Origin of the sequence: Longicatena caecimuris (assembly GCF_004341945.1) — a bacterium.
Taxonomy (GTDB): domain Bacteria; phylum Bacillota_I; class Bacilli_A; order Erysipelotrichales; family Erysipelotrichaceae; genus Longicatena; species Longicatena caecimuris.
Genome location: NZ_SMBP01000014.1, coordinates 19,929 through 33,735, shown reverse-complemented (window position 1 = coordinate 33,735; position 13,807 = coordinate 19,929). Strand labels below are relative to the sequence as shown.

Genomic DNA, 13,807 nt, shown 5'->3' with positions numbered 1-13,807 from the left:
AGGTTATTATAACTTATAGATTGTCGGCTCTTATTTGTTATCTGGTAAGCGGTAAAGCTATACAAAAAGAGAACAAGAAGCTGATTACTTCTTGCTCTCTCTGTTGTTTACGATACCGTCAATCGTACCTTGAATGATTTTTAATTCGTTATCACTCAATAAATCAAGTGATATTTCTATCTGTCGGCGAGCTGTACTTTTTGAAACTTTCTCCGCCGGATAGAAATATTCATCAAGGTTTATTAAAATTTGTTATGCTGTAAAATAATGTTTTTAGATACTTAAGAAAGTGCTTTAAGGGGGCTAACGTTATGGAAGGCTTTAAGTGCAATCAAGCACAATCAAACACAATCTAATAAAACTTTATTAAAAATTGAATGCAATACAGCTTTAAAGGCTCGTACAAACTATATGTTTTGTGCGGGCTTTTTTAATGCAAAAATTTTTTTCAATTTTTTTGGATTTCAACTTAACAAATCACATCTGCCATTCCCTATATGGTGCGGAAAGAGGGATAACCACTTTTCAAGTCATAGCAGGAAAGGGGGTGAGATTATGAAACCGTCTGACTTCCAGAAAACAGTTCAATGCCGTTTTGAAAGTTGTTTGAAGAAAGTTGTCCGTCATGTTGTTAAAGACTACCAGCAAGGATTGAAACGACGAAAAGAAAAGGAAATTTCATTTTGTGATCTTCCAGAAATCGTTGTTGAAAAGCTGGCTGTCTGGGACGACTACGAAACAGATTATACAATTTTCAATGTATGCGGTAATGATATTCGTGTCTATGATGATGAATTGGCAGAAGCCTTAAAACAGTTGTCCGAGCGTAACCGTGAAACTTTGCTAATGTATTATTTTTTGGAAATGAACAATGAAGAAATTGCAAAAAAGCAGAATATTTCCAGAAGTGGAGTATTTCAAAATCGGCATAACTCATTGGCACTCATGAAAAAATTACTAAAGGAGAAATGATAGCAAATGCTACACACATTTAAGAAGCCGTCCTACTACTTGCTTTCGCAAGCTATGGACGGGGACGAAAAAGCGATTGAAAAGATACTGGCATTTTATGACCCGTACATATCAAAATGCTGTTTGTGTCCACTCTATGATGAATATGGAAATGTCTATATCGTTGTAGATATGGAATTGAAAGGACTTATCAGAGAAGCACTTATCAAAATGATTTTAGGGTTTGATATTGCTTTAGAAATCGAAGAAGAATAATAAGCAGTAACCGCAGAGCATGATTTGCTCAATCCCCTCTTTCCTGCTCTGCACCTACTTTTACATGAAAGCAACACGCTTTCGCCACAGCTCTTTGACAACTGAATAAAGCAGACAGATACGTTTGTGAGATAGCGAGCCACGGGGACTGTACGCCACGACCTTTTCAAAATAAAGCGAGCGACCCACGCAGTGATCCGAGAGCGACTGTTGGAAAAGTCGTTTTGCCACGACCTATCCTCACAGAATAATGATACGTCCGCATGGTGCGGTTCTGCCCACAAGAATGGGAATAGTTGAGATACTAATGGAGCTTTCCAAAGCCGTCTGCCTGCTTGTAAAAAACAGCACACAGTAAAGGGGGTGCATAGATGATGAACAATACTGATGTGCCTATCTGGGAAAAATATACGCTGACGATTGAAGAAGCGTCTAAATACTTCCGCATTGGCGAAAAGAAATTGCGTAAATTAGCCGAAGAAAATATTGACGCTGGCTGGGTTATTGTGAACGGCAACCGTATTCAGATAAAGCGAAAACAATTTGAAAAAATCATAGATACATTGGACGAAATCTAATGTCATAGAGCCGTGAGTATGGTATAATAAAGCATAGCGTATCACGGCTCATTCCATGACGGAAAGGAGCTTTACACTATGTCTAATGTAAAACGAAAAGACAGTAAAAATCGCAATTTACGAAATGGAGAGAGCCAGCGAAAAGACGGAAGATACGTTTACAAATATACCGATATATACGGGAAACCACAGTTTATTTATTCTTGGAAACTTGTACCGACAGACAAGACACCTGCTGGAAAGCGTGATGATATATCGTTGAGGGAAAAAGAAGCAAAGATTAAAAAAGACCTTGACGACGGTATCGACACAATCGGCGGTAAAATGACTGTCTGCCAGCTCTACGACAAGAAAAACAACCAGAGAAAGAATATCAAACGAAATACCGAAAAAGGACGACAGTATCTCATGAACGCTCTGAAAAATGACCCTTTGGGTATGAGGTCGATTGATACCGTCAAGCAGTCGGACGCTAAGGAATGGGCTATCAGAATGAGTGAAAAAGGATATGCCTACAAAACGATTGACAACTATAAGCGTTCCTTGAAAGCGTCATTTTATATGGCGATACAAGACGACTGTATCAGAAAGAACCCGTTTGAATTTAAGCTAAGTGATGTTCTGGAAGATGATACCGAGCCGAAAGTTATTCTTACGCCAGAGCAGGAAGAACGCCTGCTTGCCTTTATGGAAACGGATAAGATTTACAGCAAGTATTATGATGAGGTTGTGCTTCTTCTGGAAACGGGACTTCGTATTTCTGAATTTTGTGGACTGACAACGCATATTGATATGCAGAACAGAACACTCAATATAGACCACCAGCTATTGAAAGATAGTGAAATCGGCTACTATGTTGAAACTCCAAAGACAAAAAACGGAAAACGTGAACTTCCATTATCCGAAAGAGCTTATCAAGCACTCCAACGAATATTAAAGAACAGAGGGAAAGCTCAACCGCTGATTGTCGGTGGTTACAGCAATTTCTTATTCTTGAACCGTGAGGGCTTGCCTAAAGTTGCTGGAAACTATGTAGGTATGTTAAGAGGACTGATTAAGAAATACAACAAGACACACAAAGACAAGTTGCCAAACATCACACCTCATTCATTAAGACACACTTATTGCACGAACATGGCAAATAAGGGAATGAACCCGAACACCCTGCAATATATCATGGGACACGCTAACATAACCATGACACTTGGCTATTATGCACACGGTACATTTCAATCCGCAAAAGCGGAACTGGAACGATTGGCTTGTTAATATCGGAACGTATATTTACTACTCATTTACTACTTTTGGTTGCATTTTCATGCTGGTAAATGCCAGCTTATGCAAGGTATCTTCCAAAAAGAAAATACCGATAAAGCCCTAAAATACGGGATATATCGGCATTTACCAACTTATGAAAAGATAATCAGAAATTTAGTAAGTTTTTATGGTGAAAATTAGGAAGAAATTATAACAATAGTAAGTATTCTTTAATAATATGATGATATAAAAAAGGAAATTGTTTCGGTTTTTCATAAAATAGCTTTCTTTTATCTTGTTTTTGCTTTTCTAGTTAAGGTGCCTAATTTTTATACACCTATCGAATAACCTTGCACATGATTTTTAGGCAGTAAAAAAGACAATCGTATCTTAGGATACAACTGTCTGTTTATCTGTGGTAGTAGTTCTTTAAAAAGTTTTCTTTAAATTCGGCATATGTTCCATCTAGAATCGCTTGGCGTGCTTGCTCTGTTAAGCGAATGATGAAACGCAGGTTATGCATCGATGCCAGATTATAATATGTATGCTTGTCTTCTTGTTTTTCTGATTTCATGAGGGCTCTTAACTGTCCGCGTGTCCAACCTGCTTTACATACCGGACAATCACAGCCTTGTTCCAATAGTTCTTCACTATCCGCAAATTTTGATAAGCTATAATATCCATGGGTCGTATAGATCCTGCCATGTCTTGCTTCACGTGTTGGGGCAACACAATCAAAAGTATCGGCCCCCATTTCTACGCCAATGAGAATATCGTCCGGATGAGATAAGCCAAGCAAATGACGAGGCTTATTTTCTGGTAATTCTTCACAGCACCAGGTCAGGATTTCACCTAAACTTTCTTTTAGAAAAGCACCGCCCAGACCATAACCGTCAAAATCCATCTTGGCAAACTTTTGTGCGGTAGAACGTCGTAAATCTTCCCAACGTCCACCTTGTAAAACACCATAAAGCGATTGACGATAGCCTAAATCATCTCGGTGTTTTTTATGTTCTGCTAAACTGCGCAGTGCCCAGCGTTCCGTTCGTGCTAAAGCTTCGACGTTATATTCATAACTATCTGCCAGTGAAGTTAATTCATCATAAGCCATATGAATATCAGCACCGATGCGACATTGAATTTGCATGGATTCCTCTGGACCGATAAAATCATCCTGATCAGTGAAAGGATCATGAAACTGTACCCCATCTTCACTTACGATAGCTAAACGATCCTTAGGATCAGTATTGATAACCTCTTTTTCTCGATCCATACTGACGACTTTTCCTAAACCGGAGCCTAAGGACATAACCTGAAATCCTCCAGAATCGGTCAAAGTAGGTCCATTCCATCCAGACCATGCGGCCAATCCTTTCTGTGCTTGGATTTCTTCTGAAACATTGCGCAGATGATATCCATTGCTCAGCATTGCCTGTGCCTGAATAGCATGCAAATCCTGCATGGATAAAAACCGGACTTCACCCTTTGTGCCGACGCACATGAAAGCAGGTGTCTTAATATCTCCATGCGGTGTGTGAATGATACCTGCTCTTCCTAGTTTTCCAGGTATCTTTTTGACGATTTCAAAGCTAAATGTATTGTTGTTTTTGTATTCTGTCATTCTATCATTCTTCCTTTTAAACTTTTTGCGATGATGGCCTCAGCTGGGGAGAAGATAACTTCAAAGCTGATGCCGAGTACATAAGCAAATATCGCTTGTGCCAGAAATTCATGGAACGGCAGGACACCCAGAAACGCGATTGTTTCAAAGATGAAGGCATCCAGGATATGAGCAAATGCAGAAGAGCCTAACGCTCTGGCAATAAAACTTTTGGCAAATATGCCATCGTGATTCTTTAACTTCATGAAGATAACGTTATTCAATAGATTGCTGCAAACATATGCGAGCAGCGAACCAAGAATGATTCGTGGTGTAAAGCCGAATACACTGGCATATGCATTCTGCATGTTCCAACCATCATATGCCGGTAAAGCAATGACGATATAAAATACGATGATGGCTAGAATATTGATAAGAAAACCAGCTACAATAATATTTTTGGCAATCTTTTTTCCATAGAATTCCACAATCAAATCACCTATGATATAAGTGAGTGGAAAGACAACGACACCTCCATCAACAGCAATACCAAAAAAATTCCATAGCTTTATAGCGGCTAGATTAGATATCAGCAAGGTACTCACGGATATCGTAGCGAAGTAAAGTAAAAGCTTTTGTTTAAAATTTGGCATGGTGATATTATAACATAAATCAGTGAGAATGGAACCTACAGGAAGCAGACGGGTTACATGGTTAATAGGATTCTTTGTTTGGATTGTTTGAAAAACGGTATAAGGGCAATATCTGATACATATCCTATGAATAGGATCATCGTTATGCCATAGCTATACAATGGTTATCTTTTGTCTTTATTTTTGCATAGGAGTTGTGTTTTGTTTGTGATAGAAAAGGTTATATGCTATAGTTTGGTTATAAAATAAGGGAGGTTTTATACCTATGGATCAATTTACATCATTAAGAGAAAAAGTAGTTATCGTAACCGGAGGTACACGTGGTATCGGTTTTGAAACGGTGCGTAGTTTTTTACAAAATGGCGCAAAGGTCGCAATGCTGGGATCACGTCAGGAAACGGTAGATCATGCGATGGCATTGCTGATGGAAGAGGATCATACGTATCCTGTTAAAGGCTATCATCCTGATCTGCATGATGTTGAGGCAGTACAGGCCATGTTAAAGGATGTTACAGAAAAGTTTGGCAGTGTGGATATCTTGGTGAATAATGCAGGTGTATCCGATGCTACCTCTATTTATGCCTATGATGATGATCATTTTCTGGATGTCTTAAAAATTAATGTTGATGCAGTATTTCGTTTATCACGTTTAGTTGCACCGGTTATGAAGGAAAAAGGAAAAGGTGTGATTATCAATGTCAGCTCCATGGTATCGCTTTATGGACAGCGTTCGGGCAGTGCTTATCCAACGAGTAAGTTTGCCGTGAATGGAATGACGAAATCCTTAGCCAGAGAGTTAGGCAAAGATGGCATACGTGTGAATGCCGTTGCTCCCGGCATTACAAGTACCGATATGGTAAAGGCGTTAGATCAGACAATCATTCAGGCGATGGCTGCCAATGTCCCATTACAACGTTTAGGCGAACCGCAAGATATTGCCGATGCGATATTGTTTTTGGCCAGTGATATGGCATCCTATATCACAGGTGCTGTATTATCCGTTGATGGTGGATTTGTCGGATAAGGATTACGGATTTTATACGCAGGCACTCTTTTTTAGATAAAGAAAGAGTGCTTTTTTTACCCGTTTCCTTTGTTCCTGCATTATTCCTTTATCTTTGATCATATCGGCGAATCAGGGTGTTTAATTTGGGCTATCTTTCAGGTCTTTGTTTTTTCGCAGAGAACATAAAAAGCTGCACCTGTAGCATAAGATATTTTTATGGATGCTTCATAAGAATTTATGGATGCCCTCTTTCATTGAATATCACATTCAATTTTATTATAATGTAGAAAGCGAGGTGTAAACATATGAAGTTTGGTGTAATCGGTATCAGTTATCAAAAAACCTCCATTCAAAAACGTGAAGGGGCATCCTTTAGCGATACGCAAAAATTACAGCTTTATGATGAACTACTAGATAGCAAAATCCTACAAGCAATGAGTGTGACAACATGCAACCGCAGTGAGTTGTATATTGTCTATGAAGAAAAGCAACAGCTGCATCAGGCGATCACCTTATTTGTGAAGATGGCGAAAACCATTGCTCGTGAAGATGTCTTTGTTAAAACGGGAAAAGAAGCCCTACTATATTTGTTTGAAGTATGTGGGGGCTATCATTCTATGATCCTTGGAGAAGATCAGATTCTTGGGCAAATGAAAACAGCATATGCATTTGCCAATCAGGCAGGAGCATGTCGCAAAGAGCTGCATCGCATCTTACAAACTTGCTTTTCCTGCATCAAACAAATAAAACAGACATATCGCATCAGCGAAATATCCACATCGATTGCTTATCTTGCCTATACATATTTAACACAGCAAACAACGTTGCAAGGGAAGAAAATTCTTTTGATCGGAAGTGGGGAAATGGCACAGCTGATGCTTATGTATCTTAAGGATGTAAAAGCGGATCTTTGGCTATGTAGTCGTACCTTAGCTCATGCATCAAAATTACAGGAAGGAAAGGAAAAGCTGCCGATTGTACCTTTTGAAGAACGATATTCTTATATAAAGGATTGTGATATGATCATTTCAGCAACGGCCAGTCCGCATGTTATCATTAAAAAAGAAGCGTATCCTCTCACAGAGAAAGAACAATATCTCATGGATCTGGCTTCACCTAGGGATATTGATGAGACCATAAAAGATGAAAATCATCATCTCTGTAATCTAGATGATTTGCAAATCATCGCTGATGAGCATAGCAAAGAACGGCAAAAAAGAATGCGCCTGGCCTATGGGGATATGGTACAGCGTGTGGATTCTTTAATGGAATGGCTGTGCCATGTACAGGTTGACAAAGCGATAGCTTCTTTACAAACATACAGCAAACAACAGGCACAACATACGTATGAATTATTAAAACAGAAATTATCTTTACAGCCACATGAGGAACGCATGATGAAGAAAGTGCTGGAAACTTCTTTTTTGCGTATGGTAAAAGAACCGATTCTTTCCTTAAAACAGCTGCAGGAAGAAGATCAGGAACAATATGCGGCAATGGTAGAGCAGCTATTCTTAAAGGAGGATGACATATGCGATATATCATAGGAACCAGAGGCAGTGCCTTAGCCCTTGCCCAAAGTGAACAAGTTCGCACTTTATTACAAAACACCTATCCCCAGCATAGTTTCACGTTACAGATCATTGCCACAAAGGGGGATCTTCAACAGCATGTGGCATTAGATCAAATGGATGCCAAGGGCATTTTTGTGAAGGAAATAGAAGAAGCTTTGTTAGCAGGAAAGATTCATATGGCAGTACATAGTTTAAAGGACATGCCAACCCAATTACCCAAAGGATTATGTTTTACTAAAACGCTTCTTCGCGAAGATGCACGAGATGTTTTTATATCCCGTACCAAGACAACGTTTCATGAATTAGGACCTCAGGCGAAAATTGGCACCGGCAGTAAACGCCGTAAGGTACAACTAATGAAACTGCGTCCGGATATATCCGTTGTGGGGATACGGGGGAATGTGGATACCAGATTGAGAAAAATGGAAGAACAGCAGCTTGATGGCATCGTCTTAGCAGCCGCAGGCTTAAAACGTTTGCAAGTACAAGGAATTTCTTATGAATATTTTCCCTACACATCTATGATACCGGCTTGTGGACAAGGGGCTTTGGCCATTGAGGTCAAAGAACAAGATGCCACGCTTTTAACCATGATCAATGCTTTGGCGAATACACATATTGATCAAGAAATTCAAATAGAACGCACCTTTTTACAGGCAATCGATGGGGGATGTCATACGCCGGTTGGTGCGCATTGCAAGATCACGGAAAAGGAAATCGTGTTTGATGCTCTTTATGGAAATGAGGATTGTAGTAAGATGTGTGATCTACATTGGAGGCGTCCTTTAACAGACGCACAGCAGCTTCCCTTTGAAGCAGCGAAGTATTTGATAAAGGCGGTGCAATCTCATGAATAAAGTATATCTGGTTGGGGCAGGATGTGGTGATCCTGCATTATTAAGTTTAAAAGGAAAGGCTTGTATAGAAGAGGCAGATTGTATTCTATATGATCGCTTAATTGATCCTTCCTTATTATCCTATGCCAAAGCAGATTGTAAGCTAATTTATGTGGGGAAAGAGAACCATAAGCATACGATGCCGCAAGCGATGATTCAAAAACTGCTTGTAGATGCTGGGAGAACCTATCCTGTTACGGTACGTCTAAAAGGCGGAGATCCTTATGTATTTGGCAGAGGGGCAGAAGAAGGTCTGGCATTAGCACAGGCAGGTATTGCTTTTGAGGTTGTTTGCGGTATTTCTTCTGCTATCGGTGGTTTGGCATATGCCGGGATTCCGGTTACTCATCGAGGATATACCAATGGGTTTCGCGTATATACCGCACATTCACAAAAAGATGTCCTTGCTGATTTAAACTTTGCGGAGTTAGCCAAAACAAAGGATACGCTGATTTTTTTGATGGGCTTGCGCTCAGCCATGCAGCTTGTGGAAAAATTATTGGCATGTGGTATGGAGAAGGCTACGCCAATGGCCATATGTTCGCATGTCAGTATGCCTAGCCAAAAGGTGTTAACGACCACATTGGCAGAACTGCATCAAAAAGACATTGATACCTTATCTTCTCCTGCCATCATTGTGATTGGTGAGGTAGTTAAACTAAGAGAAAAGCTTTGTTTCTATGAACAAAAACCATTATTTCAAAAGCGCTATCTGCTAGTCAAGGTACAGAAAGAAGAACATCAAGCAGCAAAGCTATTACGCGAGCAAGGAGCATGGTGCGAGGAAGTACAATGTGGGTATTGTAAAGCGATAGCACATACATGGACAAAAGAAGCATTCCAATCTTTTACCCATGTCGTGTTTACTAGTGCGCAGGTGGTGCATATCCTCATGAAACAGCTGCAGGAAGCAGGTTTTGACAGTCGTATTCTTTATCAGTGTAAACTTTGTGTCATGGGAAAAGGAACCAAAAAGGCTTTGGCACAATATGGCTTATGCGCTGATCTGATGCCAAACATTCATGACAGTAAACATATGGCAGAGCTTTTAACAGCATCTGTTCAAAAACAGGATCATATCCTACTGCCAAAAGCTGTAAATGGAAATACGTATTTGCAAAAGACATTAGAAACACAATGTAAGGTAAGTTATGTGCCTTTATATACGATAGAAGAGCTGCCCCATTCAATACAAGATGAGGATTATGATGGCGTTTTAATGACGTGTCCTTTTAGTGTTCAGCAATATGCAAAGCAGACAAAGCAACGTAAGCAAATGGTGTATGCAATGGGAGAAAGAACAAAACAGGCATTGATAAAAGAAGGATTCACCTCCATTACGACATTGAAACATGCGGAAATGGAAGAATTTGTGAAAGCCATTTTACACCATGAAAAGAAAGGAAGGGACTAGAGCATGTATCGAGGTCGAAGATTAAGAAAAAACAGTGTCATCCGTGATATGATGAAAGAAACCAGATTGTCAGCAAAGGAGCTTGTTTATCCACTATTTGTGACGGAACAGCCAGATGTCAAACAGGAAATTCCAGCAATGCCGGGTGTGTATCATTATTCATTGGATCATTTGCATGAGATTTTAGATGAGATGGTAGAAACGGGTGTTTTATCCTGTATCTTGTTTGGTATTCCTTTACATAAGGATGCCTGTGGCAGCAGTGCATATGCACAAGATGGCATCATCCAGAAAGCGATTGCTTATATTAAACAAGAATATCCAATGCTTTATGTCATTGCGGATGTCTGCATGTGTGAGTATACAGATCATGGACACTGTGGCATCTTATGTGAAGATGGTCATGTAGATAATGATGTAACCTTAACCTACTTAAATAAGATTGCCTTAAGTTATGCAGCTGCTGGTGTTGATATGGTTGCGCCAAGTGATATGATGGATGGTCACATTGCATCTATTCGAGAATGTTTGGATGCACATGGCTATCAAGAAGTTGCGATTATGGGGTATAGTGCCAAGTATGCTTCTTCGTATTATGGACCATTTCGCGAAGCTGCACATTCTGCCCCAAGCTTTGGTGATCGCCGCAGCTATCAGATGGATTATGCCAATCAAGAAGAGGCAATGCGTGAGATAGCAGCAGATATTGAAGAGGGCGCAGATGTCATCATGGTGAAACCGGCTTTGGCCTATTTGGATATCGTAAAGATGGCCAAGCACCAGTTTGCAACACCTTTATGTGTATATAATGTCAGTGGAGAATATAGCATGTTGAAGTTGGCTGTAGCGCAAGGCTTAGTAAAGGAAGAAGTTATTTATGAAACCATGCTAGCCTTTAAGCGGGCAGGTGCAGATATTATCATCACCTATTTTGCTTTGGATATTGCAAAGCAACTTCGTAAAGGAGAGTGCTGAGCATGAACCATCAAAAGAGTGAGGCCTTGTTTGCCAAAGCTTGCCGCTATATACCGGGTGGTGTGAATTCCCCGGTGAGAGCTTTTGCGAATGTAAAAGAAATACCCTTGTTTGTAGATCATGCAGATGGTGCGTATCTATATGATGTTGATGGAAATGCCTATTTAGATTTTATCTGCTCCTGGGGGCCGATGATTTTAGGACATAATCATCCCTTATTGGTAAATGGTATGGAAGAGGTCATGCGTAAGGGAATCAGCTATGGCTTATGTACACCGGATGAGGAACATCTGGCAAAACTTATCTGTGATGCGTATCGTGGTATGGATATGGTACGTATGGTGAATTCGGGTACAGAAGCAACCATGTCTGCCATTCGCATAGCCAGAGGCTATACCAAGCGCAATAAGATTATTAAGTTTGAAGGGTGTTATCACGGGCACAGTGATTGTCTGTTAGTGAAATCCGGCTCCGGTGCTTTAACCTTTGGCACGCCGACGAGTCCCGGTGTTCCTGAGGATATGGTAAAACATACACTGGTGTGCCGTTATAATGATCTGGCTTCCGTTAAAGAAGTGATGGAACAATATCCTGATGATATTGCGGCTGTCATCATTGAACCGGTTGCCGGTAATATGGGAGTCGTTGGCGCGAACGCTTCATTTTTAAAAGGCTTACGGGCACTATGTGATGAATATCACAGTGTTTTGATCTTTGATGAAGTCATTACCGGTTTTCGTTTGGCATATGGAGGAGCTGCCCAGTATTATGGGATTACTCCGGATATGGCATGCTTCGGTAAGATCATAGGTGCCGGTCTTCCGGTAGGAGCCTATGGAGGGAAAAAGGAAATTATGTCTTGTGTATCTCCATGTGGTCCTATCTATCAGGCAGGTACATTATCGGGGAATCCTTTGGCAATGCATCTGGGCACGCTATTATTAGACTATTTAAAAACACATCCACACCTATACACAGAGTTAGCAGATAAGGGACATTATCTGAAAACAGGTATAGAAAAATTGTTACAGGAAAAAGGATTACCTTTCCAAGTGCACCAATGCGGTTCTTTACTAACGCTGTTTTTTACAGATACAGCAATATCTTCTTATGATGAAGTGAAAACATGCTCGCAGGATATGTTTACCACATATTTTCATACCTTGTATGAAGAAGGCATCTTACTTGCGCCTTCTCCTTATGAGGCCATGTTCTTATCCGATGCACATACCAAAGAACAATTAGATTATGTACTAGATAAGATAGCACTTGCGTTAGATAAGGTCAAACGTCTATGAGCCTTTGTGTACAACTAGAGTTGAAAAATCGTAAGGTATTGATTGTCGGAGGCGGCCATGTGGCATTAAGAAAAACAAAATTATTTTTGCGCGAAGGTGCTAAGGTAACCATCGTTGCACCAGATATCTTAAAGGAACTGTATGCTTTGGCACAATGTCATAAGCGTGCATTTACTCAAGATGATGTTCTTGATGCTTTTCTGGTGGTGGCAGCAAGCAATGATGCTGAGGTGAATGGAGAAGTGCGTCAGGCTGCCCAACAGGCAAATGTCTTATTTATGAATGTGGAAGCTGATTCGCAAAGTGATGTACATGCCATGTCTTATATAGAGGATGCTTATTATGCTCTTGCCTTCACTACCAAAGGGAATTCCCCTTGCTATGCAAAACAGGTCTTAGAATCGTTTAATGCACAACTTAAACAACATCATGTACCATATCTTAAAGCTTTAAAGACGCTGCGCGCAGCCATTTTGCGACATGTCAAAGATGGTGTGAAAAAGCATGCATTATTAGAGGTGTTGATGACGATGGAGCTACCTTTGCTACAATTTTTAGCAAAGGCTTATCTGCAACAAAGGGCATGTGTCTTGGTGTATCATGGTGTGACAGGGGAAAAAGCTCAAGAAGAAATCGCGTTGCTGCTACAAGAACTATCTTTACATCAGCCAGCCATGGCTTTTGGTTATGCTTATCTTTCAAAGCGAATTTTATCGCAGGTAAACGATGAGCGAACAGCAGTATTTTCTTGTAGAAAGTTACTTGCTTTCTTGCAGGATGTATCAATACCGGTACAGGTGGTTCCTATGTTTTTGCAGGAAGGGCACTTTTATGAAGAAGCAAAACAACTTGCATATGAATACCATGCTTCCATCTTACCCTTACCTTATGCAACAAAAGATAAGCTACATGCATTACTTCAGCATTTGTATGACACTTATCATAAAGAAGGTACAAAATTGCTTATCACTTTTCATGCCAGTGAGGATTCACACTTCGAAAAACGCTGTCACGCCATTTGTGCAGAAATGAAGGATATGACTTGTTGCGATGAGAAGCAAAGCAAACAATTAGAAGAAACGACTCAAAGCTATCCATTGTACATGTTATATGGTAAGCATGCTTCGGCTACCAGCACGAAACGGATATCCTGTATGAGTGATAAAATTTTACGTAAACAGTTGTTTGATCATATCATGAGCATGTTGCAAGAAAAAGCTACAACTTAACCATTTATGGTTTGTCATGAGAATTTCATATTCTTTTGATGATAATGGAATAAAAACGCATCAATTCATTTAAAATTCAAGAAACTCCTCTTGTCGGAAT

The 13,807-nt window shown here is 40.0% G+C and carries 14 protein-coding genes; 11 read left to right on the top strand and 3 right to left on the bottom strand.

Going from position 1 to position 13,807, the window contains the following annotated elements; all coding sequences use genetic code 11:
* Nucleotides 1-84: 84 nt before the first annotated feature.
* Nucleotides 85-243 carry a hypothetical protein gene (locus EDD61_RS14255; RefSeq protein ID WP_224727267.1) on the bottom strand — a complete coding sequence of 53 codons (159 nt, stop codon included), beginning with the start codon at nucleotides 241-243 and terminating at the stop codon, nucleotides 85-87.
* 312 nt (nucleotides 244-555) lie between these two features.
* On the opposite strand from EDD61_RS14255, the gene EDD61_RS08895 reads away from it, so the two are divergent.
* The 4 genes from EDD61_RS08895 to EDD61_RS08870 all read left to right on the top strand — a co-directional run bounded on the left by EDD61_RS08895 (nucleotide 556) and on the right by EDD61_RS08870 (nucleotide 3,074).
* Entirely contained in the window at nucleotides 556-972 is a 417-nt protein-coding gene (locus tag EDD61_RS08895; protein WP_054344583.1) for an RNA polymerase sigma factor, read from the top strand.
* Between the two features lie 6 nt (nucleotides 973-978).
* Nucleotides 979-1,227 (top strand): helix-turn-helix domain-containing protein, encoded by a 249-nt coding sequence (locus tag EDD61_RS08890; protein WP_132225067.1) that lies wholly within the window; start codon nucleotides 979-981, stop codon nucleotides 1,225-1,227.
* A gap of 374 nt (nucleotides 1,228-1,601) precedes the next feature.
* Nucleotides 1,602-1,805, top strand: a complete 204-nt coding sequence (locus EDD61_RS08875; RefSeq protein ID WP_004613735.1) for an excisionase — start codon at nucleotides 1,602-1,604, stop codon at nucleotides 1,803-1,805.
* A 78-nt stretch (nucleotides 1,806-1,883) separates the two neighbouring features.
* Nucleotides 1,884-3,074: a site-specific integrase gene (locus EDD61_RS08870; RefSeq protein WP_132225063.1), complete on the top strand. Its 1,191-nt coding sequence runs from the start codon at nucleotides 1,884-1,886 to the stop codon at nucleotides 3,072-3,074.
* A gap of 397 nt (nucleotides 3,075-3,471) precedes the next feature.
* Here the strand turns inward: EDD61_RS08870 and tgt are convergent, their stop codons facing one another.
* Both tgt and EDD61_RS08860 read right to left on the bottom strand, forming a co-directional pair.
* On the bottom strand, nucleotides 3,472-4,683 hold the full coding sequence (tgt, locus tag EDD61_RS08865) for a tRNA guanosine(34) transglycosylase Tgt (RefSeq protein WP_132225061.1): 1,212 nt from the start codon (nucleotides 4,681-4,683) through the stop codon (nucleotides 3,472-3,474).
* Nucleotides 4,680-5,315 carry a queuosine precursor transporter gene (locus tag EDD61_RS08860; RefSeq protein WP_008689934.1) on the bottom strand — a complete coding sequence of 212 codons (636 nt, stop codon included), beginning with the start codon at nucleotides 5,313-5,315 and terminating at the stop codon, nucleotides 4,680-4,682. Before EDD61_RS08860 ends, tgt begins: the two co-directional genes overlap by 4 nt.
* Nucleotides 5,316-5,580: 265 nt before the next feature.
* Here EDD61_RS08860 and EDD61_RS08855 point away from each other — a divergent pair, with 265 nt between their 5' ends.
* The 7 genes from EDD61_RS08855 (at nucleotide 5,581) to EDD61_RS08825 (ending at nucleotide 13,707) form a co-directional block, all read left to right on the top strand.
* Entirely contained in the window at nucleotides 5,581-6,339 is a 759-nt protein-coding gene (locus EDD61_RS08855; RefSeq protein ID WP_008689933.1) for an SDR family NAD(P)-dependent oxidoreductase, read from the top strand.
* Between the two features lie 287 nt (nucleotides 6,340-6,626).
* Nucleotides 6,627-7,868 (top strand): glutamyl-tRNA reductase, encoded by a 1,242-nt coding sequence (hemA, locus tag EDD61_RS08850; protein ID WP_132225059.1) that lies wholly within the window; start codon nucleotides 6,627-6,629, stop codon nucleotides 7,866-7,868.
* Nucleotides 7,853-8,752 (top strand): hydroxymethylbilane synthase, encoded by a 900-nt coding sequence (hemC, locus tag EDD61_RS08845; protein WP_132225057.1) that lies wholly within the window; start codon nucleotides 7,853-7,855, stop codon nucleotides 8,750-8,752. Before hemA ends, hemC begins: the two co-directional genes overlap by 16 nt.
* On the top strand, nucleotides 8,745-10,205 hold the full coding sequence (gene cobA / locus EDD61_RS08840) for a uroporphyrinogen-III C-methyltransferase (protein WP_008689930.1): 1,461 nt from the start codon (nucleotides 8,745-8,747) through the stop codon (nucleotides 10,203-10,205). The genes hemC and cobA overlap by 8 nt, the downstream gene beginning before the upstream one ends.
* A 3-nt stretch (nucleotides 10,206-10,208) precedes the next feature.
* Complete coding sequence (gene hemB, locus EDD61_RS08835; RefSeq protein WP_132225055.1) at nucleotides 10,209-11,180, top strand: porphobilinogen synthase; 972 nt, start codon at nucleotides 10,209-10,211, stop codon at nucleotides 11,178-11,180.
* A 2-nt stretch (nucleotides 11,181-11,182) separates the two neighbouring features.
* Nucleotides 11,183-12,478: a glutamate-1-semialdehyde 2,1-aminomutase gene (gene hemL, locus EDD61_RS08830; RefSeq protein WP_132225053.1), complete on the top strand. Its 1,296-nt coding sequence runs from the start codon at nucleotides 11,183-11,185 to the stop codon at nucleotides 12,476-12,478.
* Nucleotides 12,475-13,707 carry a precorrin-2 dehydrogenase/sirohydrochlorin ferrochelatase family protein gene (locus EDD61_RS08825; RefSeq protein WP_132225051.1) on the top strand — a complete coding sequence of 411 codons (1,233 nt, stop codon included), beginning with the start codon at nucleotides 12,475-12,477 and terminating at the stop codon, nucleotides 13,705-13,707. Before hemL ends, EDD61_RS08825 begins: the two co-directional genes overlap by 4 nt.
* Nucleotides 13,708-13,807: the final 100 nt, after the last annotated feature.

What these genes read in the sequence shown, in the direction of transcription:
- hemC (WP_132225057.1), top strand. Translation starts at nt 7,853, where the DNA reads ATGCGATATATCATAGGAACCAGAGGCAGTGCCTTAGCCCTTGCCCAA.
- hemB (WP_132225055.1), top strand. Translation starts at nt 10,209, where the DNA reads ATGTATCGAGGTCGAAGATTAAGAAAAAACAGTGTCATCCGTGATATG.
- tgt (WP_132225061.1), bottom strand. Translation starts at nt 4,683, where the DNA reads ATGACAGAATACAAAAACAACAATACATTTAGCTTTGAAATCGTCAAA.
- EDD61_RS08870 (WP_132225063.1), top strand. Translation starts at nt 1,884, where the DNA reads ATGTCTAATGTAAAACGAAAAGACAGTAAAAATCGCAATTTACGAAAT.
- EDD61_RS08890 (WP_132225067.1), top strand. Translation starts at nt 979, where the DNA reads ATGCTACACACATTTAAGAAGCCGTCCTACTACTTGCTTTCGCAAGCT.
- EDD61_RS08875 (WP_004613735.1), top strand. Translation starts at nt 1,602, where the DNA reads ATGAACAATACTGATGTGCCTATCTGGGAAAAATATACGCTGACGATT.
- EDD61_RS08895 (WP_054344583.1), top strand. Translation starts at nt 556, where the DNA reads ATGAAACCGTCTGACTTCCAGAAAACAGTTCAATGCCGTTTTGAAAGT.
- EDD61_RS08855 (WP_008689933.1), top strand. Translation starts at nt 5,581, where the DNA reads ATGGATCAATTTACATCATTAAGAGAAAAAGTAGTTATCGTAACCGGA.
- cobA (WP_008689930.1), top strand. Translation starts at nt 8,745, where the DNA reads ATGAATAAAGTATATCTGGTTGGGGCAGGATGTGGTGATCCTGCATTA.
- EDD61_RS08825 (WP_132225051.1), top strand. Translation starts at nt 12,475, where the DNA reads ATGAGCCTTTGTGTACAACTAGAGTTGAAAAATCGTAAGGTATTGATT.
- hemA (WP_132225059.1), top strand. Translation starts at nt 6,627, where the DNA reads ATGAAGTTTGGTGTAATCGGTATCAGTTATCAAAAAACCTCCATTCAA.
- hemL (WP_132225053.1), top strand. Translation starts at nt 11,183, where the DNA reads ATGAACCATCAAAAGAGTGAGGCCTTGTTTGCCAAAGCTTGCCGCTAT.
- EDD61_RS08860 (WP_008689934.1), bottom strand. Translation starts at nt 5,315, where the DNA reads ATGCCAAATTTTAAACAAAAGCTTTTACTTTACTTCGCTACGATATCC.